This window comes from Paenibacillus pabuli NBRC 13638 (assembly GCF_001514495.1).
Taxonomy (GTDB): domain Bacteria; phylum Bacillota; class Bacilli; order Paenibacillales; family Paenibacillaceae; genus Paenibacillus; species Paenibacillus pabuli.
Genome location: NZ_BCNM01000003.1, coordinates 209,160 through 222,998, shown reverse-complemented (window position 1 = coordinate 222,998; position 13,839 = coordinate 209,160). Strand labels below are relative to the sequence as shown.

11 protein-coding genes and 1 pseudogene are annotated in these 13,839 nt (G+C 50.7%); 11 read left to right on the top strand and 1 reads right to left on the bottom strand.

Annotated features, from left to right (window positions below):
- Positions 1 to 27: 27 nt before the first annotated feature.
- A complete protein-coding gene (locus tag PPA03S_RS06410; RefSeq protein ID WP_062321001.1) occupies positions 28 to 1,677 on the top strand; it encodes an extracellular solute-binding protein in 1,650 nt (549 codons plus the stop codon).
- Between the two features lie 139 nt (positions 1,678 to 1,816).
- Here the strand turns inward: PPA03S_RS06410 and PPA03S_RS34485 are convergent.
- Positions 1,817 to 2,007: pseudogene (locus PPA03S_RS34485) on the bottom strand (transposase); the annotation flags it as partial.
- A gap of 154 nt (positions 2,008 to 2,161) precedes the next feature.
- Here PPA03S_RS34485 and PPA03S_RS06405 point away from each other — a divergent pair.
- The 10 genes from PPA03S_RS06405 to PPA03S_RS06360 all read left to right on the top strand — a co-directional run bounded on the left by PPA03S_RS06405 (position 2,162) and on the right by PPA03S_RS06360 (position 13,806).
- A complete protein-coding gene (locus tag PPA03S_RS06405; RefSeq protein WP_062320999.1) occupies positions 2,162 to 2,707 on the top strand; it encodes a helix-turn-helix domain-containing protein in 546 nt (181 codons plus the stop codon).
- Positions 2,708 to 2,722: 15 nt separating this feature from the next.
- Positions 2,723 to 4,237, top strand: a complete 1,515-nt coding sequence (locus PPA03S_RS06400; protein ID WP_062320997.1) for a response regulator — start codon at positions 2,723 to 2,725, stop codon at positions 4,235 to 4,237.
- Between the two features lie 34 nt (positions 4,238 to 4,271).
- The gene (locus PPA03S_RS06395; protein WP_062320995.1) at positions 4,272 to 6,077 is read left to right on the top strand and encodes a cache domain-containing sensor histidine kinase; all 1,806 of its coding nucleotides are present in this window, start codon (positions 4,272 to 4,274) and stop codon (positions 6,075 to 6,077) included.
- 99 nt (positions 6,078 to 6,176) lie between these two features.
- Positions 6,177 to 7,547: an ABC transporter substrate-binding protein gene (locus PPA03S_RS06390; RefSeq protein ID WP_062320993.1), complete on the top strand. Its 1,371-nt coding sequence runs from the start codon at positions 6,177 to 6,179 to the stop codon at positions 7,545 to 7,547.
- A 164-nt stretch (positions 7,548 to 7,711) separates the two neighbouring features.
- Entirely contained in the window at positions 7,712 to 8,515 is an 804-nt protein-coding gene (locus PPA03S_RS06385) for a carbohydrate ABC transporter permease (protein ID WP_082704040.1), read from the top strand.
- Positions 8,516 to 8,521: 6 nt separating this feature from the next.
- Complete coding sequence (locus PPA03S_RS06380; protein WP_062320989.1) at positions 8,522 to 9,352, top strand: carbohydrate ABC transporter permease; 831 nt, start codon at positions 8,522 to 8,524, stop codon at positions 9,350 to 9,352.
- Positions 9,353 to 9,470: 118 nt separating this feature from the next.
- The gene (locus tag PPA03S_RS06375) at positions 9,471 to 10,541 is read left to right on the top strand and encodes a M24 family metallopeptidase (protein WP_082704025.1); all 1,071 of its coding nucleotides are present in this window, start codon (positions 9,471 to 9,473) and stop codon (positions 10,539 to 10,541) included.
- A gap of 23 nt (positions 10,542 to 10,564) precedes the next feature.
- Positions 10,565 to 11,761 (top strand): NAD(P)/FAD-dependent oxidoreductase, encoded by a 1,197-nt coding sequence (locus PPA03S_RS06370; RefSeq protein WP_062320985.1) that lies wholly within the window; start codon positions 10,565 to 10,567, stop codon positions 11,759 to 11,761.
- The gene (locus PPA03S_RS06365; RefSeq protein WP_062320983.1) at positions 11,758 to 12,759 is read left to right on the top strand and encodes a proline racemase family protein; all 1,002 of its coding nucleotides are present in this window, start codon (positions 11,758 to 11,760) and stop codon (positions 12,757 to 12,759) included. The genes PPA03S_RS06370 and PPA03S_RS06365 overlap by 4 nt, the downstream gene beginning before the upstream one ends.
- A 24-nt stretch (positions 12,760 to 12,783) precedes the next feature.
- Positions 12,784 to 13,806, top strand: coding sequence for a proline racemase family protein (locus PPA03S_RS06360; RefSeq protein WP_062320981.1), 1,023 nt, complete (start codon positions 12,784 to 12,786; stop codon positions 13,804 to 13,806).
- Positions 13,807 to 13,839 lie beyond the last annotated feature (33 nt).

The window sequence follows — 13,839 nt, the reverse complement described above, 5'->3', positions numbered from 1 at the left end:
ATTATATAAGAAAGAGGGTCTGATCTTATGGCGATATCCATCAAGGCATGGATGAAGTCCGGTCTTGTTCTGGGCTTGATCGGCGGAATACTGGGGGGATGTTCGGGAGAAAGTGGAAGTGAGCAGGCTGAAGGGGAAGGTGCGCGCGGCAACATAACGTCGACGATCTATGATCGGGGCGCCGTACCAAGCGGCATGGGCACGATTGAGGATAACATGTGGTCCAAGTGGATCAATGAGAACGGCCCGGCCAACGTGAAATATACGGCGGTTCCTCGATGGGAATCCCAATCCAAATTAAACGTGCTGTTTGCTTCAGGCAGTGCACCGGACGTTATTTTTGAATTTGGAACGCCTATTCGGAATACGTTATTTAATCAAAAACAACTGATGCCGCTGGATGAACTGATCGAGAACTCCAGTGTGGATTATAAAGCGCTGATGGAAAAGTATCCGCAGTTAAAGAAGGCTGGGATCAAGAGCGATGGCAAGTTATATGAAGTGGGCCGAATGAATGAGGTATTTCCGCTGACCAGTTTCTTCATCCGTGAAGATTGGCTGGAAAAGCTGAACCTGGAGGTGCCGACGAACGAAGCAGAGATGCTGGCGGTCGCCAAGGCATTCACAGAGAATGACCCGGATGGGAACGGTGCTGATGATACGTATGGAATCGGAGGTTTGCAGTTTGGGGACACTGCGGGATTATTCCGCTACATGTACAATGCCAACTGGGTGAATGTGGAGGACGGGGAGATCGTGGTCGGCCCCAATCACATGAAGGAAATGACGGCGTTTAAGCGGGCATTGTTTGAGGCGGGGGTAGTAGACAAGGATTTTCTGACTGACAAAGATGGAGCCAAGTCCAAGCAGGATTTCCTGAACGGGAAAATTGGCATGTATGCCGCAATGACGGCTGATTACACCGGATTTGCGGCCAAGGAACTGGATACACTCATGCAGAATGTGCCTGATGCCAAGCTGAAGGTCATTGCCCTGCCTTCCACATCGGTGGGTCAATATACGATGGTATGGAATAACCCGGTACAGATGACGGCGGTTGTGAATGCCCGTGCCAAAAATCCGGAAGCCGTCATTCAATATATCGATTTTCTAACCAAAACAGAGACAGGCCGAACGGTCAAGAACGGGTTCGAAGGCACTCATTATACGTTGAACGAACAGGGCTGCCCGCGTATATCTGACCAGGAAAAGTACAAACAGGAAATAAGCTGGGCTGGAGATTACGCGATGCTGTACAGCCGCCTGGAGGAAGGCAAATGCGGTTACACCGAAATGCTGTTCAGTGAGGAAATCCCGTCCCAGAAGGAAGGACTTCGTCTCTTCAAAGAAGCACGGGAAGTATACATGAACGATCTGCCAGTGGGAGAAGGCGTTACCCATTCGGAACATATGCCGCAGCTGCCCAAAGAGCTTCAGGTGAAGCTTACCAATGTGACAACAGCCATTAATGATATTTTCACACGTTCCATTATTAGCGGCAGTAAGTATACGGTTGAGCAGGCTGCTGCTGAAGGGGAGCAAAAGTGGGAGCAGGGTGGTGGCCCGGAGATCGAAGCGTGGTACAAAGAATGGTGGAGCAAGGAAAAGGACAATGTACTTGTCTGGGACGATTTCTATGAAATCTATGAACAGCAGCAGGCGGATTTCAAGAAGTAGAGTGAATTAAGTGACGCTCCAACACGGTGTGAAAATCATTGTCATAGATAGAAAATTAAAGGGGGGGCTCAAAAGCTCTAAAAAACATATCGATTGGGAGCAATAACATTGATATGTTCAAACGGGACGAAGCAGAGGTCTATTCTGTTTCGTCTCGTTTGCGTTTTTCCGTGATCGTGGCTTTCTTGAGTAGATTGTGGGCAAGGCCAAGCCACCCGACCTCCAAGCTTACTTTTTGCAAGCCGCGAAGCAAGAACTTCGAAACCCGCGATTGTTCTTCATTTGCCCAAACACACTCTCGGGCTCGATCATACGCCTAGCTGTGAATGCAGCCTTTGAGCAACCCAAGATTTCGACATAATTGATATCACAGCTATGTTAAGTTGTCTAGGTCTGTTTGTTAAAATTTATTGACAATTTGGATTTGATGTTGTTTCATATGATTAAACTATGTTGAATGACGCTTAGTTAGGAGATCAATGGAATGGAACTGGGAAGCAAAATCCGAAAGCTTCGAAAGGAACAAAACCGTAGTCAAGATGACATCGCAAAGGTTTGCGGATTTACCAAAAGCTTGTTGTCCAAAATCGAAAACGGGAAGACGGTTCCTCCCATCGGTACGCTGATCAAGATTGCCGAAACGCTTGGAACCAAAATTTCCATTTTGCTGGACGATAACGATTTTAACGGAACGGTGTACACGCCAAAAGCCAGGAGCATGGAAAAAATGGTCCAGACGGATCGAGGGTATCTGTTTTCCGCCATAGCGGCCGAACGGCCGGAAAAACTGATGCAGCCGTTTTACTTTGTTGCACAGAAAGGCAAAACGGGCAAAAGAACGATTTCCCATGTCGGGCAGGAATTTATTTATGTCCTCGAAGGCACAATGATTTATTACGTAGGGAAGGAAGAGTACACTTTAAATGCCGGTGACAGCTTGTATTTCGATTCGGTGGAAAACCATAAATACATGCTGGTGACCGATGAAGTCAAGTATTTGTCGGTATTCTGCTCCGACACGAATGGTTAGGAGAGGGGATGAAATATGTTAAACATTTTGGTTGTGGATGACGAACCGAAGCACAGAAGAGGACTGTCCCGAATGCTGAACGCTCTGAAACCGGAGTATAACATTTTTCATGCCAGAGATGGGGAGGAGGCTTTGCAAAATTTGAATGTTCATCCGATGGATCTGGTGTTCACGGACATTCAGATGCCGGTTATGGACGGCCTGGAATTAATGGAACAATTGACCCGCCGCGGTGGAAATGAAAGCGTTGTCATACTGAGTGCTTATTCGGATTTTGTTTATGCCCAGCGTGCGCTCCAGTTAGGCGCCAGCGATTATTTGCTAAAGCCGGTGGAAGAACAGAACATCCTGCCGCTGCTTGCAAAAGCGGAGCGTAAAGCCAGCACTGCGCGTCTTGCATGCATAGAATCCGCACTTTCCGAACTGTTGGAAGGATGTCCATCCAATCAAGATTATCGATTATTGGAGAGCGCATTCCCGGAATTTAAGCAAGGGATCGTTCTGACCGCTGTTTTTGGCATGGCGAAGGACCATCAATTTCTGCTCAGCAGCCTCCAAGACCGCCTGCTCAAGATGATGGAGAAATCCGGATTCTCCTGCGCTTTTTGCATGAAGGAACAAATGCTCACCGCCTTGATTATGAACTCCGAGTCTTCCTCCATGGTGACTGCCGGCTTTGAAAACAAGATGCGAGAGGTCATTCAACACTTCCTACGGGCATACGGGGCGGAATTAACGCTTGGCCTTGGACGTTATTTTGCCGAATGGCAAGAAGCTAGGCAAGCTTACCAGCAGGCGTGCCATGCGCTCAAAGCCAGGTTTTATAAAGGCGGAGGGGCGCTGTATGGAGCCGAGCAGATGAATAATGGAGATCGGCCTGCCGTCGTGAAGCTTGAAGTAAACGGGCTGACCCGAGCGGTCCTGTCCGGAAATAAGCCGGAAATTGAAGCCTGTCTGGATTCGGCTGTTTGCCAGGATTCCGGGAACGGCTTTCCCGAGCCGGAAAAATTGAAATACTTTCTCGCCGCCTCGATCGATCAAGTCATCTCCCTTTTAATGGAAAAAGGGCTTGCGCCCTTACATAGCACTGCCTATGAGGAAGCTTTGCTTCACTGTCATACCGTTGATGAACTAAAAGAGGCGGCCCGGGAGTGGATCTTCGAGCTGACGGATCGTCTGGATCAACGGCGGCAGTGCAAAGCCGAGTCCATTATCGACAGCTGCAAAGCCTATATTGATACGCACTATGGCGATGGCGATTTGTCATTGAGCACGCTGGCAACGAAATTTCATTTTAATCCCTCGTATTTTTGCATGTTGTTCAAAACGCATTCCCACATGACCGTCCATCAGTACATCGCCCATACCAGAATGAAGGCGGCTGCTGGCCTGCTGCTGCAGACCTCCCAGAAGGTTTACCAAATTGCCGAGAGCGTAGGATATAAGGACGCAAAGTACTTCATTCGTCTGTTTCGCAAGGAGTTTGGCACCAGCCCCGAAGAATATCGCCATTTATCCGCTACTCTCTAAAAGGAAGGGATGTCATTTGAGAGGACGTTGTCTATTGCCGCGTTTTAAGGATCTCAGCTACAGGTTCAAGCTTTTCCTGACCTATGCACTCATCGTTTCGCTCCCTCTCAGCATCCTGAGCTGGATGTATTTTCATTCAAGCCGGGAATTTGTCTCCGAATTTTCCAGGAAAAATCTGTATTCCATCGTAAAGCAAAATAATGAAATCATGGACGCCGAGCTCGCGCAGGTGGAAGAAAGCAGCCTGGCCATCATCGGGGATCAAACGTTGTATGAGCAGTATCTGCATGCAAACCCTGCAGATGAATACAGTATGATCTCGATGGAGAAAAAGGTTAGCCGGACGTTAAACACGTATTTTACGGACTTGGGGCAGATATATTCCATACATCTCATTACCAGTTATTCCAATATTGGCCCAACGGGCGCCTCCGCATTTATTCCGTATAGTAATTTCAACCAAACAGCATTGTACCGGGCTGCTTTACAGGGGGAAGGGGCTATGGAGTGGGTGCCGACCTTCTCGTTTGATCAGATGTTTAAGCAGGATATTCGACGCTCCAAGCCTCCTGAATATGTTCGCCTGCTGGCGGGTGCCCGCTTGCTGAAGCTGTTCAATATCAATAACGGCGAAGTCGTCGAACTGCAGGGCAAGGCCGAGCTTCCCGTGCTGGCCGTTGTTTATCGGCCGGAAATCTATCATTCCCGCTTCGCCGACACGCTCCCTTCCGCCGGAGCTTCTTTTTTTGTGGTCAGCCCGGACGGACAGCCTGTGGCGGGCACGTCCATGGAGCATGAAATGGCAGGCATCGATCTCGCTTGGCTGGATGAAATGACGGAGATGAAAAGTGGCACCTTGACGGTGATGCAGGATGGAAAGCCGCTCATCGTTTGTTTTGATACGTCTAAGGTGACGGGATGGATCTCGGGTGTCACCATCTCGCCAGAAGCGATGGTGGCGGCTTTTTTGCCAGAGATCAAATCTTATACCTTCTATTTGGCCATTATTCTCCTGTTTATTTCGCTCCTGCTCGCGTATGTTTTTGCCAATTCCATTACCAGGCCCATTCATCAGCTGCTCCAGGCAATCAAAAAAACGAGCGAAGGTGAATTCGACACGCGAATACCCGTGGAATCCTACAACGAAATGGGGCTGTTAATCCACAAATTTAATCAAATGAATGTCAAAATCAACAATTTGATTGAAGAGAATTACAAAGTCAAGCTGCGGGAAAAAGAAACAAAGATCATGTCGCTGAACATTCAATTGAATCCCCACTTTATGTACAACACGCTGAATATCATGAATTGGACGGCGCTTGAAAACGACCAAAAAGAGTTGAGCCGCATGATTGTCAGCTTGTCCTCCATGTTGCAGTACACCTCCGAGAACAGCCAGGACATCGGCGATTTGGCCCAGGACCTGAACTGGCTGAAACATTATATTTACATTACCAATCAGCGTTTCGAAGATCGGTTTACCGTCAACTATTGCCTTGCCCCTGAACTGTATGCATACCAAGTTCCCAAGCTGTTCCTGCAACCGTTTATCGAAAACGCGATCGTTCACGCATTTTCCCGTTTGCACAGCGGGGGAAGGATCACCATCCGGGGATGGATGGCCGACGGTGAGCGTTTTTTTACGGTGGAGGATAACGGCACGGGTATCGCTCCAGACAAATTAGAAGAGCTTGCAAAACTTGAAGGCGAGTCGATCGGTATCCGGAATGTGGACAAAAGAATCAAACTCATCTATGGAGACGGCTATGGCGTCACTCTGACTTCAGTTGAAGGACAGGGCACAACGGTAACAATCAACCTTCCTGTATCAAACGTGTGAAAATAATCCACCAATACAAATATGTTGGAATTTTATTCGGAACGGCTTTTTTTTACAATAAATATACAAACCATCAGCCAATGAATGGAGGTTTCGTAGATGAACAAAGCCAAACGTGTCGCAGGAGTGGTTTTATCGTCTGTTCTGACGATCAGCTTGTTGCTGACGGGATGCTCGGACAGCGAAGGAGGTCCCGAAGCCCAAGGTGGCAAAAACGGCCAAAAGGAGCCGGTCACGCTTAAATTTTCCTTCTGGGGAGACACCATTGAAAAGAAAACGGTTACAGAAGCACTTGAGCGCTTTGAGCAGGAAACCGGCATTCAGGTAGAGCCGATGCATGTTCCAGCGGATTATTTGACCAAAATGACAACGATGGTCGCAGGGAACGTTGCGCCGGATCTCGGTTATTTGTCATCGGGGGCCGCTCTGAGCTGGGGACGTGACGGGAAACTGCTAAACCTCACACCGTTTATGGAGAACGACCCTGATTTTAAAAAGGAAGATTATCTGGACCAGATATGGTATGAAATCGAACCTGGCAACATCATCGCGATGAGTACCGCCGTCGAAGGTTATGGTCTTATGTACAACAAGGATTTGCTGCTGGAAGCTGGGGTCGAGCTGCCTCCAACGGATGCGAACAAAGCATGGGATTGGGACACGTTTGTGGAGTACGCCAAAAAATTAACGCTGGACGATCAAGGAAGAAATGCGTTGGATCCGAATTTTAACCCGGATAAAATCAGACAGTTTGGCCTTCAGTACGATCCGTATAACATGATGGCGGCGGTAGTCTCCAATGGTGGCAACTTCCTGACCGAAGACGGCACAGGCTTCGGGCTTGCCCGGCCGGAAGCGATCGAAGCGATTCAAAAGCTTGCAGATCTGATGTATGTGCATCATGTTTCCCCTACTCCGCTGCAGACCAAAAACATGCCTGACACGGCGCTTCAGACCAAAAAAGTCGCCATGACGGTATCCGGCAACTGGGCGCTTCAAGCCTTTGCGGAACAGGATTTTAATCTTGGCGTCGGGGTCCTGCCAAAGCTGAAGGAAAGCAACACGCTGCTGGACGGCGCGCCAACGGTCATTTTCAAATCAACCAAACATCCTGAAGAAGCTTGGCTGCTGTACAAATATATGACGGACCCTGAATCGGTGCTGCCGCTGATCGAGGGCGGATTATGGATGCCGCTGAAGAAAGAGTGGTACACGAATCCAGAGTTGATCAACAAATGGGCAGCAGGGAACAAAGCGCATCCGGAAGGCTACACGGAAGCCTTTATGAAACAAACCATTGAAAACGGATTCCGCACTCCCGGCTTTGAAGTGAAGAATCTGGACAAGATCAACGCGCTCGTCACGCCCGCACTCGATTTGGTGTGGACGGGCAAACAAAAAGCGGAAGAGGCACTAAAAGGCGTGGAGCCCAAAGTACTGCCGCTTATTGAGGGATATTACGGAAGGTGATCCTTTTCCGGGGGCAGCAGCAAACCGCGTTCTGTTCATGACTTGAAGGATATTCATTGAAGATAGGGGGGATTCATATTCAACATAAACGCCGAATCGCAATGGCGGGCATTCTGTTTGCCCTACCCAGCATTTTGGGACTGATGTTGTTTGTCATGCTGCCGATGCTTGCCAGTTTGCTGCTCAGCTTTACGGATTACCGGATTGTCAACACGCCTAAATTTATCGGACTCGCCAATTATATTCGGCTCTTTGACGGAACGGACCCCTATTTCTACAACTCGTTATGGGTCACCTTGAAATACGTGATTCTCCGTGTTCCGCTGGGCCTTGTGTTCTCTTTTATGGCTGCGTTTTTGCTGAACATGCAATTCATTCGCGGCAAATCCGTCTTTCGCACGATCTTTTACTTGCCGTCTATTGTGCCTGCTGTCGCTTCTTCCATGATCTGGCTCTGGTTGTTCAGCCCCGATCTGGGATTGTTCAACAGCTTTCTTGAAGCGTTGAATCTGCCCACGCTCAACTGGCTGTATTCCGAACAAACGGTGGTGCCTTCGATTGTGCTGATGAGTCTTTGGGGGATGGGGAGCACGATCATCATCTTCCTGGCGGGCTTGCAAGGGGTGCCACGATCCTTGTATGAGGCGGCCACTGTGGATGGTGCCGGCGCCCTCCGGAAATTCCAGCATATTACGATTCCGATGATGACGCCAATTATCTTCTTTAATTTGATCATGGGGTCAATCGGAGCCTTTCAGGTGTTTACTGAGGCGCTGATTATGACGCAGGGAGGTCCCAATAACGCCAGTCTGTTTTATAACTACTATATTTACCGGCAGGCCTTTCAGTTTGGCGAAATGGGGCAAGCCTCCGCCATTGCGTGGATTCTTTTTATCATCATCCTTTTGGTTACGGTTATATTCTTCCGCACATCGAAGTCCTGGGTATTCTATGAAAGCGAGGTGTAGCTCCCTGTGAAGAAAAGCCGCCGTATTCAGCAAATTATCGTGTATTTGTTACTCATTGGGGGAGCTGCCTTCTGTTTACTCCCGCTGTTTTGGCTGCTACGCAGTTCGATGATGAATTCGCTGCAAATTTTTGAGATGCCTCCGAAGTGGATTCCTTCGCCGTTTCGGCTGCAAAACTATGTGGAGGCACTGACCACCATCGACTTTTTCCAGTTTTTCCGCAACACCTTGTTCATTACCGTCAGCTGTCTGTTTGGCGCACTCTTTAGCAGCTCGATTGGAGCCTACAGCTACGCCAGACTGGAATGGCCGGGAAGGCGGCTCTTCTTCGGCTTGCTGCTGGCCAGCATGATGCTTCCCAGCGCCGTCACCTTGATTCCCACTTTTATCGGCTGGAGGTTTGCCGATCTGATCAATACGTATTTTCCGCTGATTCTGCCGGTATGGTTGGGCTCTGCCTTCGATATCTTTTTGCTCCGGCAGTTTTATTCCACCATACCGAAAGACATGGATGAAGCCGCATATGTGGATGGGGCAGGCCCGTGGACCATTTTCACCCGGATCATCATTCCTTTGTCCAAACCGCCACTCATCGTGATTGGATTGTTTTCCTTTATGAATTCCTGGAACGACTTCATGGGACCGCTGGTGTACTTGAATGAGGAGAGAAAGTTCACGCTGGCATTAGGCCTGCAGATGTTCCAGTCGCTTCACAGTGCGCAGTGGCACCTTCTGATGGCGGCCTCGACCGTGGTCATTTTACCGGTCATCGTGGTTTTTTTCATAGGCCAGCGTTATTTTATCGAAGGGATTACGTTGACCGGAATGAAAGGGTAACTCGGGCGTAGGCATAGCCATAATTCAACATTATTGAATATAATTCAATTCAGTTTCGTAACATGCTGTAAAGGCAGCAATTTCGGCTTTGTCACAATACGGAGGGAGCGTAAAAAATATGGAAGCTCAGCGACTCAGCAAGGTAAGGGAAGTGATCGAGCAGCAGGAAATGGATGCACTGTTGATTTCCAGTCCGTTTAACCGGAGATATGTTACCGGCTTTACGGGAACTGCCGGTTGGGCTGTAATTACTCAAGATCAAGCGTGGCTAGTGACCGATTTTCGTTATGTCAGCCAAGCGGGGCAGCAAGCCAAGGAATTTGAAGTGGTGCAGCATGGGGGCCAGCCGCTTGAGCTGATCCGCGAAAAACTGAGCGCCGCCGGCGTCAAGAAAATGGGATTTGAAAAACATCATGTTCCCTTTGCCGACTATGAAACGTACGAGCGCACGTTTGCCGGCATCGAACTAACGCCAATTGGGGACGTCATCGAAAAGCTGCGAGGCATTAAGGATGAGGGGGAGCAGCACTGCATTCGGAAAGCAATCGAAATTACGGAAAAGGCCTTTGCGTTTATTCTGGGTGTAATGAAGCCTGGCGTTACCGAAAGGGAGGTGGCGGCGGAGCTGGAATATTTCATGCGCAAAAACGGCGCGGTGTCGTCGGCGTATCCGATCATCGTCGCTTCCGGCGCGCGCTCGGCACTTCCGCACGGATTAGCCAGCGACAAGCCACTTGGAATGGATGAATTCGTGACCATGGATTTTGGCGCGAATTACGAAGGATACTGTTCCGATTTGACGCGCACGGTTTTTATCGGCAAACCGACCGAACGCCATCGGGAGATTTACCGGATCGTGCTGGAAGCGAACCAATCCGTCCTGGAGGGGCTGAAACCGGGAATGACCGGGAAGGAGGGTGACTCGTTGGCCAGGGAATATATTTCCGGCCGCGGGTATGGGAATTATTTCGGTCATGGTCTCGGCCACGCCTTCGGTTTGGAGATTCACGAGCCCATGCGGTTTTCCCAACAAACAGAGGATAAGCTGGAGCCCGGCATGATTATGACGGTTGAACCCGGCATTTACCTGCCTGATTTTGGGGGCGTCCGCATCGAAGACAACATTCTGGTTACCGATACGGGCATCGAGGTGCTGACAACATCCAATAAAGAACTGATTGTGCTGTAAGAGGGGAGGCAAGGGATCGATTCATGAATGCTGAATCTGCGGAGGTTGTTGTTATCGGCGGCGGGATTATCGGCATGTCCATCGCTTATTATGCCGCGAGGCAAGGTATGGATGTGGTTGTGGTGGAGCGGGGAGAACTCGCCGGAGGGACCTCTTCCAAATGCGACGGCAATATTCTTGCGATTGACAAGGATCCCGGCTTTGACAGCCAGATGTCCTTAAAATCGCAGGAACTGGTGGCGGAATGGGCCCGGGAGCTCGATGAGGAATTTGAGTATCGCGCCCCCGGAAGCATCCTTGTCTGCGAGACGGAAGAGGAGATGCTTGCCGCCGAAAACTGGGTTTTACGCCAGAGGGAGGCCGGCCTTCCGTTCCGCATGCTCGACCAAAAAGATCTGCGCAGCGAATGGCCAGCACTGGCCGAAGATCTGCTCGGCGGCTTAGAGTGCGCAACGGATTCCACGGTAAATCCGGTGCTGCTCGCCTATTCGCTGGCATCCGCCGCTCGCCGGTATGGAGCCAGGCTGCGGGTTCATACATCCGTTACGGCGATTATGCTTGATGCTCAGCGGAGAATCCGCGGGGTAGAGACCACCGGCGGCACGATTCATGCACAGACCGTCATCAATGCTGCCGGGGTATGGTCGAAGCATATTGGACAAATGGTCGGGCTGGATATTCCGATCGAACCCCGCAAAGGTCATATTCTGGTCGCTTCCCGCTCAGAGAGCATCGGGAAGCGGAAGGTGATGGAATTTGGTTACCTGATCAGCAAGTTTGGCGGAAAGCGGAGCGTGGACCCGAAATTTGAACAATACGGGATCGCGCTTGTATTCGAACCGACCGCATCGCAAAATTTTCTGATTGGATCGAGCCGCCAATTTGTAGGGATGGACGCTCGCGTGGACCAGGAGGTCATCCGGCTTATCGCCGAAAGGGCAATTCGCTTTTTCCCTGCCCTGGAACAGATTCCGCTGCTTCGAACCTACGCGGGATTGCGTCCCTGGACACCGGATCATCTGCCGATTGTATCTGCCGTTGATGAAATTCCCGGGTTCTACATCGCGGCCGGACACGAAGGTGATGGCATCAGCCTGGCCGCCGTTACGGGAAAAGTCATTAGCGAAATGCTGAACGGAGCGGAGACCTGTATTCCGGTTGATCCGCTGCGTTATGACCGTTTCCGCTACGAGGCGGGCCGACAGGAGGTAATCTTTTGAGAATATCCAAGCTGGTGAGCACAATCGACACGCACACGGGGGGGAACCCCACCCGGACCGTGACAAGCGGAGCACCCGAGCTGATCGGCCGCACAATGGCCGAGAAGATGGTGTACATGTCCGAACATTACGACCATTTTCGCCGGGCTCTAATGCTGGAACCGCGGGGGCATGAAGTGATGTCAGGCTGCATTTTGACCCCGCCGTGCAATAAAAGTGCAGACATCGGGGTTGTCTTTATTGAAAGCGGTGGATATTTGCCGATGTGCGGACACGACACGATCGGCCTGTGCACCGCACTGATCGAGGGGGGAATTTACCCTGAGAATAAAGACGTAATCCATTTGGATACGCCAGCAGGTTTGGTTAAAGCCAAGCTTACGGTGGAGAGCGGGAAGGTGAAGAAGGTTTCGTTCACAAACATCGCTTCTTTTTTATACCAGCCTGATGTACGGGTTCACGTTGAGGGCATTGGCGTCATTTCCGTTGATATTGCGTATGGCGGCAATTTTTACGGGCTTGTTGACGCGCGCCCGCTTCATCTGCCACTTGTTCCCGGACGGGGGTCGGAGATCGTGGAGCTGGCGATCAAGATCCGGGAGGCAATCAATCGCGAAATCGAGGTGGTACATCCCGAAATTTCCGTCATTCGCGGACTCACCCATATTGAGTTTTACAGTGATCCGGTCTCGCCGTCCGCCAACTGTCGGAATACGGTTGTCGTACCCCCTGGCGGCATTGATCGCTCTCCATGCGGCACGGGAACTTCTGCGAAAGTTGCCGTGCTTCACGCCAAGGGGGAGCTGCAAAAAGGGGAGGAGTTCGTGCATGAGAGCATCGTAGGCTCCTTGTTCCAGGCAAAAGTATTGGAAGAAACGACCGTGGGTGGTATGGCAGCAGTCATCCCCGAAATATCCGGTTCAGCGTGGATTACGGGCTTTCATCAGTTTGTTTATCAGGAGCAGGATCCGTTGAGTCAGGGATTTTTCCTGCTCTAATGAATTTTACCGGAGGGCGGCATTATGGAAACAACGAAGTGGTATGCGGCGCTCGATACGCATTCCTGCGGTCAGCCGCTGCGGATCATCACCGGGGGGGTGCCTCAGATCAAAGGCTCCTCTCAACATGCGAAGTCTTTATTTTTCAAAAGGCATTTCGATTCCGTCAGGAAGCTGCTGCTGGCTGAACCGCGAGGGCATCGTGAGATGACGGGAGCGATTGTGACGGCACCGACAACGGCAGAAGCGAGCTTTGGATTGTTATTCCTGAACCAGGAAGGCCTTTCGGCCATCAGCGGTCACGGAATCATCGCCGCCGTTGCGGCATGGGCGTCGACGGGGCAGCTATCTGCTTCGGACGCTGCCAACGGCGTTCTGATCGATTGCCCGGCCGGAACGGTCAAGGCATTTGCCGATTTCGATGGACATGAAGTCCGGTCAGTTTCTTTTTTGAATGTCCCAAGCTTCGTTTATGCCGAGCAGCTTGCGGTGAAGGTTCAAGGCATGGAGGTAAGGGTCGATGTCGCTTTTGGCGGTGAGTTTTATGCTGTGGTCGATATGTCAGCTTTGGGAGACGGGGATGTGTTCAACCTTCCGAAGCTGCGTGAATGGGGCAGGCTGATCCGCGAGGAGATCGAACGGCGGCTTGAGGTGAAGCATCCGCACCTGGACTGGATATCCGGAATTCACGGCGTCTTTTTTTATCAAAGGGGAGATGCATCGTGCGATGACCGAAACCCGAACCGGCTCGCATATCGCTGCACGGCTGCATTTGCCGGAGAGCAGCTTGACCGGTCGCCAGGAGGGGCTGGCACCTGCGCTCACATGGCGGTCCTGCATTCCTGCGGTTCGTTGAAGCCAGGGCAGCAGATCGTTTATGAAGGGATCACTGGCGCGCGAATCGTGGGAAGCATCGAAGGGGAAAAGGACATTTACGGGTATAGAGCCGTCATTCCTCGGTTCACCGGAACCGCTCACATCCTGGGATTCATGAATTTCTTGCTCGATCCGTCAGACTCGCTGCCGGAAGGTTTTGTTCTTTACTGAATCGAGGTTGATATTGAAATGGATAACACTGAA

Coding starts and splice junctions, on each gene's coding strand:
- PPA03S_RS06410 (WP_062321001.1), top strand. CDS start 28: ATGGCGATATCCATCAAGGCATGGATGAAGTCCGGTCTTGTTCTGGGC.
- PPA03S_RS06405 (WP_062320999.1), top strand. CDS start 2,162: ATGGAACTGGGAAGCAAAATCCGAAAGCTTCGAAAGGAACAAAACCGT.
- PPA03S_RS06400 (WP_062320997.1), top strand. CDS start 2,723: ATGTTAAACATTTTGGTTGTGGATGACGAACCGAAGCACAGAAGAGGA.
- PPA03S_RS06390 (WP_062320993.1), top strand. CDS start 6,177: ATGAACAAAGCCAAACGTGTCGCAGGAGTGGTTTTATCGTCTGTTCTG.
- PPA03S_RS06385 (WP_082704040.1), top strand. CDS start 7,712: ATGCTTGCCAGTTTGCTGCTCAGCTTTACGGATTACCGGATTGTCAAC.
- PPA03S_RS06375 (WP_082704025.1), top strand. CDS start 9,471: ATGGAAGCTCAGCGACTCAGCAAGGTAAGGGAAGTGATCGAGCAGCAG.
- PPA03S_RS06370 (WP_062320985.1), top strand. CDS start 10,565: ATGAATGCTGAATCTGCGGAGGTTGTTGTTATCGGCGGCGGGATTATC.
- PPA03S_RS06360 (WP_062320981.1), top strand. CDS start 12,784: ATGGAAACAACGAAGTGGTATGCGGCGCTCGATACGCATTCCTGCGGT.